Source organism: Pseudomonas turukhanskensis (genome assembly GCF_027922365.1).
Taxonomy (GTDB): domain Bacteria; phylum Pseudomonadota; class Gammaproteobacteria; order Pseudomonadales; family Pseudomonadaceae; genus Aquipseudomonas; species Aquipseudomonas turukhanskensis.
Map to the genome: position 1 here is coordinate 1 of NZ_BSFN01000003.1, position 15,370 is coordinate 15,370.

General features: G+C 60.2%; 14 protein-coding genes and 1 pseudogene. 6 read left to right on the top strand and 9 right to left on the bottom strand.

What is annotated here, in order from left to right; genetic code table 11:
- Window positions 1-193: OprD family outer membrane porin (locus PKE98_RS06340; RefSeq protein WP_271194433.1), on the bottom strand; the 193-nt coding region annotated here is incomplete at its 3' end.
- Window positions 194-1,802: 1,609 nt separating this feature from the next.
- On the opposite strand from PKE98_RS06340, the pseudogene PKE98_RS27035 reads away from it, so the two are divergent.
- Both PKE98_RS27035 and PKE98_RS27040 read left to right on the top strand, forming a co-directional pair.
- Window positions 1,803-2,030, top strand: a pseudogene (locus PKE98_RS27035) (HAMP domain-containing protein); the annotation flags it as partial.
- A gap of 15 nt (window positions 2,031-2,045) precedes the next feature.
- Entirely contained in the window at window positions 2,046-2,891 is an 846-nt protein-coding gene (locus PKE98_RS27040) for a methyl-accepting chemotaxis protein (RefSeq protein ID WP_373877825.1), read from the top strand.
- Between the two features lie 59 nt (window positions 2,892-2,950).
- Here the strand turns inward: PKE98_RS27040 and PKE98_RS06350 are convergent, their stop codons facing one another.
- From PKE98_RS06350 to PKE98_RS06360, 3 genes are all read right to left on the bottom strand, one after another.
- Window positions 2,951-4,144, bottom strand: coding sequence for a benzoate/H(+) symporter BenE family transporter (locus PKE98_RS06350; protein WP_271194435.1), 1,194 nt, complete (start codon window positions 4,142-4,144; stop codon window positions 2,951-2,953).
- A complete protein-coding gene (locus PKE98_RS06355) occupies window positions 4,145-4,747 on the bottom strand; it encodes a LysE family translocator (protein ID WP_271194436.1) in 603 nt (200 codons plus the stop codon).
- Between the two features lie 245 nt (window positions 4,748-4,992).
- Window positions 4,993-5,439 (bottom strand): MarR family winged helix-turn-helix transcriptional regulator, encoded by a 447-nt coding sequence (locus tag PKE98_RS06360; RefSeq protein WP_271194437.1) that lies wholly within the window; start codon window positions 5,437-5,439, stop codon window positions 4,993-4,995.
- Window positions 5,440-5,536: 97 nt separating this feature from the next.
- On the opposite strand from PKE98_RS06360, the gene PKE98_RS06365 reads away from it, so the two are divergent.
- Both PKE98_RS06365 and PKE98_RS06370 read left to right on the top strand, forming a co-directional pair.
- Window positions 5,537-6,703 carry an aminotransferase-like domain-containing protein gene (locus PKE98_RS06365; protein WP_271194438.1) on the top strand — a complete coding sequence of 389 codons (1,167 nt, stop codon included), beginning with the start codon at window positions 5,537-5,539 and terminating at the stop codon, window positions 6,701-6,703.
- Window positions 6,704-6,816: 113 nt separating this feature from the next.
- Window positions 6,817-7,419, top strand: a complete 603-nt coding sequence (locus PKE98_RS06370; RefSeq protein ID WP_271194439.1) for a glutathione S-transferase family protein — start codon at window positions 6,817-6,819, stop codon at window positions 7,417-7,419.
- 137 nt (window positions 7,420-7,556) lie between these two features.
- Here PKE98_RS06370 and PKE98_RS06375 read toward each other — a convergent pair whose 3' ends face one another.
- Together PKE98_RS06375 and PKE98_RS06380 are read right to left on the bottom strand one after the other, a co-directional pair.
- A complete protein-coding gene (locus PKE98_RS06375; RefSeq protein ID WP_271194440.1) occupies window positions 7,557-8,231 on the bottom strand; it encodes a YceH family protein in 675 nt (224 codons plus the stop codon).
- 258 nt (window positions 8,232-8,489) lie between these two features.
- Window positions 8,490-9,188, bottom strand: a complete 699-nt coding sequence (locus PKE98_RS06380) for a pirin family protein (RefSeq protein ID WP_271194441.1) — start codon at window positions 9,186-9,188, stop codon at window positions 8,490-8,492.
- A gap of 525 nt (window positions 9,189-9,713) precedes the next feature.
- Here PKE98_RS06380 and PKE98_RS06385 point away from each other — a divergent pair.
- Window positions 9,714-11,030 carry an OprO/OprP family phosphate-selective porin gene (locus PKE98_RS06385; protein ID WP_271194442.1) on the top strand — a complete coding sequence of 439 codons (1,317 nt, stop codon included), beginning with the start codon at window positions 9,714-9,716 and terminating at the stop codon, window positions 11,028-11,030.
- Between the two features lie 233 nt (window positions 11,031-11,263).
- The gene (locus PKE98_RS06390) at window positions 11,264-12,403 is read left to right on the top strand and encodes a GNAT family N-acetyltransferase (RefSeq protein ID WP_271194443.1); all 1,140 of its coding nucleotides are present in this window, start codon (window positions 11,264-11,266) and stop codon (window positions 12,401-12,403) included.
- Between the two features lie 74 nt (window positions 12,404-12,477).
- Here PKE98_RS06390 and PKE98_RS06395 read toward each other — a convergent pair whose 3' ends face one another.
- The 3 genes from PKE98_RS06395 to PKE98_RS06405 form a co-directional block, all read right to left on the bottom strand.
- A complete protein-coding gene (locus PKE98_RS06395; RefSeq protein WP_271194444.1) occupies window positions 12,478-12,744 on the bottom strand; it encodes a DUF2790 domain-containing protein in 267 nt (88 codons plus the stop codon).
- Window positions 12,745-13,011: 267 nt separating this feature from the next.
- Complete coding sequence (locus PKE98_RS06400) at window positions 13,012-13,287, bottom strand: DUF2790 domain-containing protein (protein WP_271194445.1); 276 nt, start codon at window positions 13,285-13,287, stop codon at window positions 13,012-13,014.
- Window positions 13,288-13,500: 213 nt separating this feature from the next.
- Entirely contained in the window at window positions 13,501-15,333 is a 1,833-nt protein-coding gene (locus PKE98_RS06405) for an ABC transporter ATP-binding protein (RefSeq protein ID WP_271194446.1), read from the bottom strand.
- Between the last annotated feature and the right edge of the window lie 37 nt (window positions 15,334-15,370).

A 15,370-nucleotide genomic window follows, 5' to 3' on the forward strand; every position in this document is an offset into this window, starting at 1 on the left:
TTTGCGTCCACTCTTCAGCCTTGCCCTGGCCGTTGTCCGGGTTGGTGAAGTTGCGGTTGAAATAGGCGTTGCGCAGGTTCAGCGTGGCCTTGGTGTCTTCGATAAAACCTTCAGCCTGGCTGGCCAGCGGAAGTGCCAAGGCCATGCTGCCGGCGCCCAGCAGGGCAAGTGAACGAACGGTGCGGGTGGTCATTGTTGTTGTGCTCCCATTTTTGAAAAAGCCGTTCCCCTGCGGGCCAAACCATGGCCTGCATCAGTGGTGGAACCGGTGATGCCCCAGAACCGAGGCGTTGAACTTGAACCGAAAAACGGCCAAGCCATTGCTGCGGGCTAAGGGTTAGCCGTCAGCGAATTCAATAGGGTGGGGTGGCCCATGTGGGCGAACGAACGACCGGGCCGGGTGCTGGCGCGGTAAGGGACTGGCGAGTGGGCGAGTCGTCATGGCGTGGTCCTGCGTTGTTCTTGTTGTTATATGTTGTCGTACAACGTCATCGGATTATCGACAGACCTACTTGCCTTTGTCAACGTGCTGTTAGACGAAAGTGCTAGACGAATTAGCTTCGTTAGCTCAGTAACGACGCACCTTTCAAGAAGGTTTCCCCAACCTGGGATGCAGCAGCGGCGCGCTGGGTCGGCTGAAAAGGTGACTTTTTGTTGTGTGATGTCTGTTGTCAGCAAGCTGTCAGGCGGTGGCCAGCATCGTGCGCTGCAACAGGGCAAGGCGGCGATGTGCAGGTGCGTGCGTTGGGTGCGTGTAAACCCTTGGCGCCAGTTTTTTGTTCTGAAAACGACTCCGGCATAGCTATTTGCCATGCCCCTGGGTAAAGCCGCTTGTGCAACGCGTGCGCGCGCCGCAACTTCGCACGAATCTTGAATGACACATCTGCCGTTGAGCATTCGATAGGGGGACCCGCGCCATGATTTCTGCCTTGCAACGCCGTTTTGCCAACCTGGGTATGGCAAAGAAGCTGGGCACCGGCTTTGGCCTGGTGCTGGTCCTCACAGCGGTGGTGGCGGCCATCGGTGTAACCTCGTTGCAGGCCATCAGCCAACGTTTCGACGGCCTCAAACAGATGTCGGCAATCAACAGTGCCGTGCTGCGCGTGCGCCTCGACGAACAAGCCTTCTCCATCACCGGCGATGCCAAGGCTGCTGAGGCATTGCGCAAAGGGGTGGACGGCATTCTGGCTGCCACCGCTGCGCTCAAGCAGCAGTCACCCACCAGCGCACCCGCCATGGAGGCGGTGGAGCAGGCTGTGGGGGCTTATCGCGCTTCCTTTGACCAGTTTGTGGAATTGGCCCTGGCCAAAGACCTGGCCCTGGAAATGGCCAGTTGGTCGGTTACCAGCGTGGCCAACAACCTCGATTTGCTCCAGGCCGGGCTGGCCGATGATGGCGCTTATGAGCTGAAAGATTCCCAGGGCCAGAACGGCTCGCAGTTTATCGAGCAGGCCGGGCAGGTCAGCCAGGTATCGCGCCTGATGCTGCAAGCCATGAACGAGGCCCATGCGCGCCTGGCTGCCAGCCGCAAAGCGGCCGAAGGTGAGGCCTTGGAGTCGAGCAAGATTGCCCAGGCCGACGATGCCTTGCAGCTGGCTGAAACCCTGAAAGGTTCGGTGACCGATGCTGGTTACGTCAGCGTGCTCAACGATGTGAGCACCAATATCACTACCTTCAGCGGCAAGCTGGCCGAGTACACCGATCTGCTGGCCAAGGAACGCCAGGTGTACAGGCAGATGCGCGAACGCGCCGAGCAGGTGATGGCCGACGTCGACCAGGCTTACGCCGCGCAGGACGCGGCGATGCAGGCCGAGTTGAAAGCCAACTCGGTGCTTATTCTGGGCTCCTCAGCCCTGGCGATTCTGGTGGGCTTGTGCGCCTCGCTACTGATCACCCGGGTGATCGTCAAACCGCTGCAAAGCGTGATTCATGTGGCCAGGCGAATTGCCGAGGGCGACCTCAGCACGCAGATCCAGGTGCGCGGCAGCGACGAAGTCGGGCAACTGATGAGCGCCATGCAACAGATGTCGGACAGCCTCAGCCGCATGGTCGGCAGCCTGCAAGCCGGCATCAATCAGATCGCCACCTCGGCGCGCTCATTGTCCGCCGTGACCGAACAGACCAACGCCGAAGTGGCCAGCCAGAAAGAAGAAACCGAGCAAGTGGCTACCGCGATGAACCAGATGACCGCTACCGTGCACGACGTGGCGCGCAATGCCGAGGAGGCGGCCGGCGCGGCGGAAACTGCTGATAGCAAGGTTGCCAACGGCCAGAGCGTGGTGCGTCAGACCATGGCTCGTATCGAGCAGCTGTCGGCCTCGTCCAACTCGGCGAGCGCCAGCATTCAGCACCTGAGCGGCGAAATTCACAATATCGTGTCGGTGCTCAGCGTGATCAAAAGCGTGGCCGAGCAAACCAACCTGCTGGCCTTGAATGCCGCCATCGAAGCCGCCCGCGCTGGCGAGCAGGGCCGGGGCTTTGCCGTGGTGGCCGATGAGGTGCGGGCGCTTGCCAAGCGCACGCAGCAGTCCACTGAAGAGATCGAGCGCCTGGTCAGCGCCCTGCAAAAAGGCGCGCAGAGCTCGGTGACGCAGATTCAGAGCAGCACCGCGTTGGTGGAACTGACCGTCAGCGATGCGCTGGAAACTGAAAGCGCATTGGGCAGCATTGCCGCAGCGGTATCGGTGATTCACCAGATGAACCAGCAGATTGCCGCAGCGGCCGAGCAACAAAGCTCAGTAGCCGAGGAGATCAACCGCAGCGTCACCAACATCCGCAGCAGCGCGGATCAATCCTCGGTGGCGATGGAAGGCACGGCGGCCTCGAGCATCGAGCTGGCGAGCTTGAGCCATGAATTGCAGGGGATGGTGGAGCATTTTCGCTTGGCGTGAAGCCCAACCACCGTCATCCCCGCCTTCGCGGGAATGACGGTGCACGTATGCTGCGCTGGTTATTCAGCCTTGCGCCAATTGAGGATCAACAACGTTAACACCCCCGCCACAATCCCCCAGAACGCCGACCCAATCGAAAACAGACTTAACCCCGAGGCCGTCACCATAAAGGTAATCAGCGCTGCTTCGCGCTCCTTGGGTTCGGCCATGGCATTGGTCAAACCGTTGATGATCGAACCGAACAAGGCCAGCGCCGCAATCGATAGCACCAGTTCTTTGGGCAGGGCGGCAAACAGTGCCGCCAGGGTGGCGCCGAAAATCCCCGCGAAGCCGTAGAACACCCCGCACCACATGGCGGCGGTGTAGCGCTTGCTGTGGTCTTCGTGGGCGTGCGGGCCGGTGCAGATGGCGGCGCTGATGGCAGCCAGGTTGATGCCGTGGGAGCCGAACGGCGCCAGCAGCAGCGAGGCGATGCCGGTGACGCTGATCAGCGGCGAGGCCGGCACGCTATAGCCATCGGCGCGCAGCACGGCGATGCCGGGCATGTTCTGCGAGGTCATCGCCACCACGAACAGGGGAATGCCGATACTGATGGTGGCCGCCAGGGAGAAGCTTGGCGTGGTCCACACCGGCACAGCGACTTGCAGGTGAAAGCCGCTGAAATCGAGCAAGCCCATCACACCGGCCAATGCTGTGCCGACCAGCAAGGCAGCAAGCACGGCGTAGCGCGGTTGCACGCGCTTGACCAGCAGGTAGGTGAACAACATCGTTACCACCAGCGCGGTGCGGTGCTGGGCCGCGACAAAAATCTCGCTGCCGATCTTGAACAGAATACCGGCCAGTAACGCCGCCGCCAGGGAGCCGGGCAGGCGTTTGACCAGGCGCTCGAAGCTGCCGGTCAGCCCGCAGATAATCACCAGCACGGCGCAGGTGATATAGGCGCCTATCGCCTCGCCATAGCTCACATGCCCCAGGCTCGTGATCAGCAGGGCGGCGCCGGGCGTCGACCAGGCCACGGTGATGGGGGTGCGGTAGCGCAGGGACAAACCGATGCTGCAAATTGCCATGCCAATGGACAGCGCCCAGATCCACGAAGAAATCTGCGCGGTGGTCAGCCCGGCGGCCTGGCCGGCCTGAAACATCAGCACCAGGGAGCTGGTGTAGCCGGTCATCATGGCGATAAATCCGGCCACCACGGCAGACGGCGAGCTGTCGGCCAGGGGCCGCAAGGGTTTCGTCGCAGAGGCGTTCATTCACACGTCCTTGAAGATGGGGTAGAGCGAGGCGACCAGCAGCAGCGCCATGGTGATATTGAAAAAGCGCAGCGCGCGCGGGTCGCGCAGCCAATTGCGCAGCAGGCTGCCGGCGGCGGTCCACACGCTCATGGTCGGGCAATTGACCAGGGCGAATACACCGGCAATCAGCAGCACATTGACTACAAAGTTGTCTTGTGGGGTAAAGGTGGTAATGGCGCCCACGGCCATGATCCATGCCTTGGGGTTGATCCACTGAAACGCCGCCGCCTGGAAAAAGCCGAACGGCTTGCCGCGCTCAGTGCCGTCGGTTTCGGGAGCGCCGGAGCGAGCGATTTTCCAGGCCAGGTACAGCAAGTACATGGCGCCGACGTAGCGCAGCATGACGTACAGCATTGGCACTTGTTCAAAGAGCTGGCCGAGGCCCAGGCCGACTGCCAATACCAGTGTCATCAACCCGCAGCTAATACCCAACATATGGGGCACGGTACGGCGAATACCGAAATTGACCCCCGAGGCGAGCAGCATGGTGTTGTTCGGGCCGGGCGTCACCGAGGTGACAAAGGCGAAGGCGACAAAGGCGAGCAGCAGTTCGAAGGTCATGGTGTTCCACTCCAGATAAGCCTGCAGCCTAAGCGTGGCGCGGGTTGGCGTCCCGATACAGCAACTGGCGCAAATGGCCGTACAGTCGCGCCACCGCGCTACTGTGTAGGAGCGAGCTTGCTCGCGAAGCGCTTGAAATCTCCTGGTGAACGACGGCACAGACGCGAGGGGCGGCCATCCGATTGCTCGCCAAGCTGAAGATCAAATGCTTCGCGAGCAAGCTCGCTCCTACGGGGAAGGCGGCGTTATTCCTCGCTGTTCGCCTGCCGCGCCAGCGCCTGGTTCACCGCAAACCAGCCATTCACCGCCTGCTCGCCGGTTTCATCGAACGCGCGACGTAGCAGTTTCACCTGTTCACGGCGCAGTGCGCCTTCAAGCTTGGCGCCCTCGACGGTGAGGTAGAGCAGGCGTTTGCGCTTGTCGTCAGTGGCGGCATCGCTGCGTACCAAGTCCATTTCCAGCAACTGGCGCAGGGGCATATTCAGCGCCTGCTTGCTGACCCCAAGTACGGCCAAGAGCTCTTTCATGCTCATGCCAGGGCTGCGACCAATAAAAAACAGAATGCGCTGGTGCACCCGGCTCAGGCCTCGGCGGGCGAGCATTTCATCGGCTTTGGCGGTGAATGCCTGGTAGCCGAAGAAAAACGCTTCCATGGCATTTTGCTGCGAGGTTGGTTTTTTAAGGTCAAGCATATTGACGTAGTTATCCGTATCGTCGTAGTTTCGGGTTAGCCGATTTCGGTCAAGCAGTTTGACTTATTTTTCCCTGCCTTTGCTACCGGTGACTTGCATGGTGTTCTCCGAACGTATCAGCCGTCTTAAAAGCTCTTTGATCCGCGAAATTCTGGCGGCTGCGCAGCGTCCGGAAGTGATGTCGTTCGCCGGCGGCCTGCCGGCCGAAGCCATGTTGCCCAAGGTGGAGTGGGCCGATATGCCGCGCGGCATCGGCCAGTACGGCATGAGCGAAGGCGAGCCGGCGCTGCGTGAAGCCATCGCCGCCGACGCCCGCTCGCTGGGTATCGCCTGCGAGGCCAGCCAGGTGCTGATCGTCAGCGGCTCGCAGCAAACCCTCGACCTGGCCTCGAAACTGTTTATCGACCCGGGCACCGAAATTATTCTCGAAGCGCCAACGTACCTGGCAGCCCTGCAATCGTTCCAGTTGTTCGGTGCCGAGTGCCTGAGCGTGCCGCAAGAGGCCGACGGCCCGCAGCTCGAGGCCTTGCGTCAGCGCCTGGAACAGCACACCCCGGCGTTCGCTTACCTGATCCCGACTTTCCAGAACCCGTCGGCCGTGCGCTACAGCGAAGCCAAGCGCGATGCCGTGGCGGCCTTGCTCGACGAGTTCGGCGTTACCCTGATTGAAGACGAACCCTATCGCGAGCTGGTGTTCGACGCCGGCAGCGCCACGCCCATCGTCAGCCGTTTGAAGAAGGCCAGCTGGATCTACACGGGCACCGTGTCGAAAACCCTGCTGCCGGGCCTACGCGTGGGCTTTTTGATTGCCACGCCAGACCTGTTCCCACACCTGCTGCGCCTGAAGCAATCGGCCGACCTGCACACCAATCGCGTCGGCCAATGGCAGGCACTGCAATGGCTGGGTACTGAGAAGTACAAGGCGCACCTGAGCGAGCTGCGTGACTTCTACCGCGTGCGCCGCGACGCCATGCAGGTGGCGCTGGAGGAGCACTTCGCGGAACTGGCTGACTGGAACGTGCCGCAGGGTGGGCTGTTTTTCTGGCTGACGCTCAAGCAGCCGCTGGACACCCGCACGCTGCTGGACGCGGCCCTGAAAGAGAACGTGGCCTTTATGCCCGGCGAGCCGTTCTTCGCCAAGCCCGACGAGAACCCTGGCTACCTGCGGCTGAACTTCAGCCATATTTCGCCCGAGCGTTTGGGTGAAGGCCTTTCGCGTCTGGCCAACGTTATCCGTCAAGCACACTTGCAAAACGCTGCTTAAGTTAAAGCTCATGAATTGCAGGCTGCACGAAAACGTAGCGAGCGATGGGAAGGCAAGGCAAAACGGCCTGCCCTGGCGCAGTAGTTTTCACCCAGCCTGATTAGGAGGTTGATATGTACAAGGTTTACGGCGATTACCTCTCCGGCAACTGCTACAAGGTCAAATTGATGCTGCACCTGCTCGGCAAAGAGTCGAAGTGGGTGCCGGTGGACATTCTCAAGGGCGAAACCCAGACCCCGGAATTTCTCGCCATGAACCCCAACGGCAAAATCCCGGTGCTGCAGTTTGAAGACGGCACCTGCCTGTGGGAATCCAATGCGATTCTGAATTTCCTCGCCGATGGCAGCGAGTTCTTGCCCACCGAGCCGCGCCTGCGCACTCAGGTGCTGCAATGGCAGTTTTTCGAGCAGTACAGCCATGAGCCGTACATTGCCGTGGCGCGCTTTATCAAGCTGTACCTGGGCCTGCCCGAAGAGCGCTTGGCCGAATATGAAGCCACGCGCAAGAAAGGCTACAAGGCGTTGAAGGTAATGGAACAGCAACTGAAACTCACCGATTACCTGGTGGGCGATCACTACTCTATCGCTGACATTGCGCTGTATGCCTATACCCACGTGGCGCATGAAGGCGGCTTCGATCTTGAACCCTACCCGGCGGTGCGGGCCTGGCTGGCGCGCGTGGCGAGCCATCCAAAGCATGTGGGGATGCTGGATTGAGATGTAAAAAAACCGGCCTTGAGCCGGTTTTTTATGGGGGACATATCGCAATTCTTTTTGTAGGAGCTAGCTTGCTAGCGAATCCTGGAAAAGGTGTTCCCGATCAGTGTTTGCAGGATTCGCCAGCAAGCTGGCTCCTACAGGCCATTGGCTTCTTCCAGCTTGGCCAACCTCGCTTCCAATTGGGCCACTCGCTCCTCCAACTCATCAATGCGCGACTGCGAAGGCGCCGGGCCGTCGCTATTGCGCCCGCTGCTGGCAATGGCCGCCGCCAGCTCTTCGGGGCTGGCCAGCAAATGCATATAGCGGTCTTCACGCTGGCCCGTCTGGCGCGGCACATGCACGGCCAGGCCCCGGCTGGCGAGACGTTCGAGTTGGTGTTGCAGGGCTTCGACATCGTCAAAATCATGCATGCGGCTGCTGCGGGTCAGCAGCTCGTTGAGGGTTTGCGGGCCGCGCAAGAGCAACAGGCTGAGCAGGATTACCTGCCCCGGCACCAACTCCAGCGCCTTGTCGGCACGGTGTTCCCAGCGGTCGGCGCGGCTGCCCATCACCAGACGGGCCATGCCACGACCTTCCAGGCCGCGTAGGGCTTGGGCGACCTGGCCTTGGGTGAGGTTCATCACCGGTTCGCGGCTGGTTTTCTGGTTGCAGGCCAGCACCACGGCATTGAGGGTGAGCGGGTAGCTTTCCGGCGTGGTGGCCTGCTTCTCGACCAGGCAGCCAAGCACGCGGGCTTCGGTGCTGGTAAGAGGCTCTACGGCAGGGGCGGTATCGCCTGTGTCCTGGCGTGCTTCGATGTCGTGGCTCATGGCGGCAGCTCCAGCGGAAAAAGAGCCGTAGCCTAGCCTGAGATAGGGGACAAGCGCATGGGTTTTGCTGGGGGTTAGGGGATTTTCACTCCGCCACCGTCATTCCCGCGCAGGCGGGAATCCAGGCTGGAGCGTGGAACACCGTTCGCCACACCATTCTGGATCCCCGCCTCAGCGGGGATGACTCCGAAGCTCCATTGATAGAGCCATAAAAAAGGCAGCCCGGAGGCTGCCTTTTTTACCGCGTACTGCCGAAAATCACGCCACATCCACTAGGATGATTTCCGCGTCCTCGACCGCGCTGAACACCAGCACGTCCTCACCGCTGACTGCGACACCGTCGCGGGCATTGGCCTGCACGCCGTTGACGCTGATCACGCCGCTGGCGGCTACCAGATACGCCTTGCGGTCGCTGCCCAGGCGGTACTCGGTCTGCTGGCCGGCTTTAAGGGTGGCGGCGCTCAAGCGGGCGTCGGCACGGATGTGCAGGGCTTCGCTATCGCTTTTGTCACCGCTGGCCAGGGTCACGAAGGCACCGGCACGTTCGCCTTTAGGGAACGGCTTGGCGCCCCAGGACGGTGGCGAGTTGAACTCGGTGGGCTGAATCCAGATCTGGAAGATCTTGGTGGTTTCATCCTCGAGGTTGTACTCGCTGTGGGCGATCCCGGTACCGGCACTCATTACCTGCACATCACCGGCTTCGGTGCGGCCCTGGTTGCCCAGGTTGTCCTGGTGGGTAATGGCCCCTTCACGCACATAGGTGATGATTTCCATGTCCCGGTGCGGGTGACGAGGGAAGCCGCTCTGTGGCGCGATTTCGTCGTCGTTCCACACGCGCAGTGGGCCCCAGTTCATTCGTTGCGGGTCGTAGTACTCGGCGAACGAGAAGTGGTGGCGAGCGTTCAGCCAGCCATGGTTGGCACCACCCATCTGTTCAAAAGGTCGACGTTCGATCATGACTTGTGTCCTCCGTTGGTTAGCCAGATGGCGCTCGTTGGGCCTTGCCGGTAGGGGCGAGGCGGTGGGATGCCGCTGGTGTTGGGTGTCATGATCTATCGGTTTGTTGCTGGTTAATAGCGCAAATAATGCTAATCAGACATCGAATTATTAGATATATGTCTGGCGCTGCTGCACAAGGAATTTTCCCAGTAACCAGGCCGCATGGCGGGCCGCAAAGCACTGGAAGTGGAGAAGCGCTACGGCGGAATTACGCCCGACAAGCGGTGGACATGTTCCCGCTTTATGACAGCAATGTTTTGCTTTTCCCCGACATCAGGGTACTGGCACGGTGCCAGAAAAATCGCTGAGAGCCCCGTCCTAAAGCGGCTAGTTGGTTATTCCTATTCGGAGTAAGAAAGTTCCTTTGTCATAAAACATTTATATAAAAGCAACTGAGCTGAAATAACCCCCCGCCAGTATTCCCCCAGCACAAACGAGCCAGTCGCTCGGGTGTATTTCAAAGACCAATAGGGGAATTCTTCGATGATCCGTAAGCACTTCGCCGGTATTGCCGCCAGCGCCCTGGCCCTGGCCATTTCCGCCCAGGCTTTCGCCGGTACCGTTACTACTGACGGCGCTGACATCGTTGTAAAAACTAAAGGTGGCCTTGAAGTGGCTACTACTGACAAAGCGTTCAGCTTCAAGCTGGGCGGCCGTCTGCAGGCTGACTACGGTACCTTCGACGGTTACTACACCCGTAACGGCGACACCGGTGACGCTGCTTATTTCCGCCGCGCCTACTTGGAGCTGGCCGGTGTTGCCTACACCGACTGGGCCTATGCTGTAGCTTACGACTTCTCCGAAAACTCCGGTAACGGCGCTACTAACAGCGGCAACTTCGACGAAGCCTCCTTCAGTTACACCGGCTTCGCACCGCTGACCATCCGCGCCGGTCGTTTCGACCCGGACTTCGGCCTGGAAAAAGCCACCAGCTCCAAGTGGGTTACCGCCCTGGAACGTAGCGCCGCCGCTGAAACCATGGATTGGGTCAACACCCACCAGGACGGCCTGGGCCTGCAGGTTCAGTACCTGATCAGCAACTGGGGCTATGCCTCCACCAGCGTCAGCAGCAAAGACGCCAACGACAACGGCGGCGAAAGCGTCAAGCAGTTCAACGGCCGTGTAGTCGTGGCACCGTTTGCCGAGCCAGGCAATGTGCTGCACTTCGGCGCGAACTTCGCCCAACGTGATCTGGATGATGTTGAAGGCGCTGACGTGCGCTATCGCTCCCGTCTGGGCATGCGCGGTGTTGAAACCAACGGTGGTAACGCCGCCGGTGACCTTGGCAACCGCACTGTGTTCGCCGGCACCAGCGGCAACGGCCAGTTCTGGGACCAGGACAAAGCCTTTGGCCTGGAAGCAGCCTTCGCTGCCGGTCCTTTCTCGGTACAGGGCGAATACTTCAAGCGCAAAACCGACTCCGATGGCGACCAGTCTGACCTGAAAGGCACTGGCTACTACGGCCAGGTTGCTTACACCCTGACCGGTGAAGCGCGTGGCTACAAGATGGGCAAGTTCGACGCCATCAAACCCGCCAACAAAGAAATCGGTGCCTGGGAAGTTTACTACCGCTACGACAGCGTCTCGGTTGACAACGATGTTGCCCTGACCACCGCCAACTTCATCCGTGAAGGCGATGACGTCGACGCCAACGTTCATAACCTGGGTGTGAACTGGTACGCCAACGAAGCGGTAAAAATCAGCGGCATGTACACCAAAGTCAAAACCGACAAGATCACCAACCTTAACGGTGATGACGACGGCGACGGCTTCACTGTTCGTCTGCAATACGTGTTCTAAGTTGTAGGTCTACGCAACAAAGGTTCTGCTCCTTACTTAGCCCCGCCTCGTGCGGGGCTTTTTTATGGAGCTGGAAATCGTAGGGCGGATATTGCCTAGGCGATATCCGCCGTTGTGGTCTGCGTGGGGGCGCGGCGGATACCCGCTTTGCGGATATTCGCCCTACGGTTTCCCCGTACCGGTGGCAGGCTCGTTATGATGTTTCGCCCGTCTAACCCGCCGTGGATACGCCAATGCCTGTGCAAACTCTTGACTCTCTGTCAGCCATCTCCGCCACAGCCTGGGATGCGTTGTTGCCCGAGTCGCAGCCATTTCTGCGCCATGCGTTTCTTTCTGCCTTGGAAGACAGCGGCAGCATTGGCGGTCGCAGCGGTTGGCGGGCGTCGCACCGGGTATGGCTGAGCGAGCAGGGTGAGTTGCAGGCCGCCTTGCCGGCGTACCTGAAAAGCCATTCCTACGGCGAATACGTGTTCGACCATGGCTGGGCCGATGCCTGTCAGCGCGCCGGCATTCGCTATTACCCCAAGCTGCTCGGCGCCGTGCCGTTCTCACCCGTCACCGGGCCGCGGTTGTTGGGGCTGCCGGACAGCGCCTCGCAGTTGCTCAATCAGTTGACCGACGATTTACCCACTCAGGGCCTTTCCAGCCTGCATATCAACTTCACCGACGAGTTGGCCAACGCCTTGCTCGATGGCCGGGAAAACTGGTTGCAGCGCCTGGGCTGTCAGTTTCATTGGCGCAATCGCGGCTACCGGGATTTTTCCGATTTCCTCGACGTGTTGGCCTCGCGCAAGCGCAAGCAGATGCGCAAGGAGCGCGAGCAGGTGGCGGGGCAGGGCATCGGTTTTGAATGGCACCAAGGCGGGGAGTTGAGTGAGGCGCAGTGGGATTTTGTCTATGCCTGCTACGCCAATACCTATGCGGTGCGCGGGCAGTCGCCGTATCTCACTCGTGCGTTTTTCAGTCTGCTGGCCGAGCGGATGCCCGAGGCCATTCGTGTGGTGTTCGCGGTGCAGGGCTCACGGCCGGTGGCCATGGCGTTTAGCCTGGTCGGCGGCGACAGTTTGTATGGGCGCTATTGGGGTTGCCTGGCGGAGTTCGATCGCTTGCATTTCGAAACCTGCTTTTATCAGGGCATGGACTATGCGATCAGCCAGGGTTTGCAGCGTTTTGATGCCGGTGCCCAGGGCGAGCACAAGCTGATTCGTGGTTTTGAGCCGGTGATTACCCAGTCTTGGCACTACCTCTGCCACCCTGGGCTGCGCGATGCGGTGGCGGATTTTCTGCAGGATGAGCGAGAAGGGATTCGGGCGTATGCAGAGGAGGCGCGAGGCCTCTTGCCGTTCAGGCAGGACGATGGGGGTTCGCGGTAAGTGGCGTAACGATGGGTTTCGCCTTCGGCTCGCCAAGGCGGCACCCACCCATCCTACGGTTCATGGTGCGGTGATCAGCTGTTCTGCGCGCGGCCGCCCCATTCCTGGTACTTGAGTTTGTGCACTTCACCCAGGCTGTCTTCGTACACCACGATCACCGGTACGACGCCGGTTTTGCCGGTGTTGTCGGTGCGGTGCAGCACTTTGGCCACGTCGACTTTCATACCGTAGTGGTACTTCTCGGTCGGCAGGCCGGCACCGGGAGTCGGGTTCAGGTCATCGGCAAATACACTCGGGGCAAACCCGGAGAGAACGGCTGTAACCAGTGACGCTATTTTCATGATGGTCTTTCCTCAACGGTCGGGGGTCGAATGAAAGCGGCAACTGAAACCTTCCGGGTGAAGGCTTGGATTGAAGCTCTCTTGCATCTCGGTCTTGCAGTTCCGTCTTGCGGCTCGGTCTTACATTTCTCTGCTAGGTGCGACAAGTTGTCGCGCTTTGAGACTATTGCGAATTCGGATAGGAAGCAAGCTATCTTTCGTCGCAGAGGCCCGGTCTTGAGCTGTTGCTCGCTCCTTTAATGGTAAGAGCGAGCAACTGCGGGGCTTTTAGCTGCGGTCATCGGCGCCGCCCAGTTCCAGATAACGCACTTTCTGAACCTGGCCGTGGCTGTCTTCGTAAACCATGGTCACCGGCACGACGCCTGCGACGTTGGAAACGTCCGTCAGCGACAGGACTTTTTTCACATCCAACTGCATGCCGTACTCGTACTCAACGGCGGGGATATTGGCGCCGGCTTTGGCGTTGTCGTGCTGCGCGCTTTGGGCGAACACAAACGGGGTAGCGGCGAGCAAAGCAAAGGCGGCAATGGCGAGGGGTTTCATGATGGCGGTCCTTGATAGCGGTGGAGATGGGGCTATCTGACCAGTTGCGGCGCCGCAGGAGAAATCAATGCTGGTTGTAGTACAGATCATTCATATCGATATTGTTAGCAGGCTATCTATTTTATGAGGGTGCGGCGCTGATAAAAAGCTTCGCGAGCAAGCTCGTTCCTACGGGAATGTGGACGTTGTAGGAGCGAGCTTGCTCGCGACGTTTCAATCAATCCCCACAAACCCGCCCGTCTGGTGATGCCACAGCCGCGCATACAGCCCTTTTTGCGCCAGCAACTCGGAATGGGTGCCGCTCTCGGCAATCCGACCTTTATCCAGCACCACCAGGCGGTCCATGCGGGCGATGGTGGAGAGGCGGTGGGCGATGGCGATAACGGTTTTACCTTGCATCAGGCTGTCGAGGCTTTCCTGGATGGCCGCTTCCACTTCCGAGTCCAGCGCTGAGGTGGCTTCGTCGAGGATCAGAATCGGCGCGTCCTTGAGCAGCACCCGGGCGATGGCGATGCGCTGGCGTTGGCCGCCGGAAAGTTTCACCCCACGCTCGCCCACATGGGCATCAAAACCCAGGCGGCCCTGGGCATCCGATAATTCAGGAATAAATTCGCTGGCGCGCGCTTTGCGCACGGCTTCCCACAGCTCGGCGTCGGTGGCATCCGGTTTGCCATACAGCAGGTTGTCGCGGATGGAGCGGTGCAGCAGCGAGGTGTCCTGGGTCACCATGCCGATGCGTTCACGCAGGGTTTCCTGCGCCACTTCGGCAATGTTCTGGCCATCAATCAGAATCTCGCCACCTTCGATGTCGTACAGGCGCAGCAGCAGGTTCACCAAGGTGGATTTTCCGGCGCCGGATGGCCCGATCAGGCCAATTTTCTCGCCAGCGGCAATCTCCAGGTTCAGCCCGCCAATCACGCCGCTGCCCTTGCCGTAGTGAAAGCTGACGTTGCGCATGCTTACCGCACCCTGCGGCACTTGCAGGCGCGGTGCCTGGGCGATGTCGAGCACCTTGCGCGGCTGGGCGATGGTCTGCATGCCGTCTTGCACGGTGCCGATATTTTCAAAAATGCCGGTGACCACCCACATGATCCAGCCGGACATATTGATCAGGCGAATCACCAGGCCCGTGGCCAGCGCAATGGCGCCGACGGTAATCAGCCCCTGGCTCCACAGCCACAACGCCAGGCCGGTGGTGCCGGCGATCAGCGCGCCGTTCATGGCGGTGATCACCAGGTCCATCAGGGTGACCACGCGGCCAGCCATTTGCGTGGTTTCGTTTTGTTCCTTCAAGGCTTCGCGAGCGTAGTTCTGCTCGAAGTTAGTGTGGGCGAACAGTTTGAGGGTGGCGATATTGGTGTAGCCGTCGACGATGCGGCCCATCAGTTTGGAGCGCGATTCGGAGGCGATCACCGAGCGTTCTTTCACCCGTGGTACGAAGTACACCAGCGAGCCGATGTAGCAGGCGATCCACGCCAGCAGTGGCAGCATCAGGCGCCAGTCGGCCTCGGCAAACAGCACCAGGCTGCTGATGGCGTAGATCAGCACATGCCACAGCGCGTCTACTGCTTGCACGGCTGAATCGCGCAGGGAGTTGCCGGTTTGCATGATGCGTTGGGCGATGCGCCCGGCGAAGTCGTTCTGGAAAAACCCCAGGCTCTGCTTGAGCACGTAGCTGTGGTTTTGCCAGCGAATCAGGTTGGTCAGGCTGGGGCTGATGGTCTGGTGCACCAGCAGGCCATGCAGACCATTGAACAACGGCCGCAGCAGCAAGGTGACGGCGGCCATCCACAGCAGGGCGGTGCCGTGCTGGTTGAAGAATTCGGCGGGGGGCGTGCTTTGTGCCCAGTCGACGATATCGCCCAGATAACTGAACAGCGCCACTTCGATAAGGGCGACGATCAGGCCAATCACCATCAAGGCGAGAAAACTGGGCCAGGCCTGACGCAGGAAATACAAATAGAAGCGCCACACATCGGTGGGCGGGGCCTCGCTCGGCGCGGGGCGGAAGATATCGATAAGCTGTTCAAAACGGCGGTACATCACGCACCTCTCTGGTGGTCGGTACAACGGCCCGTCCGTG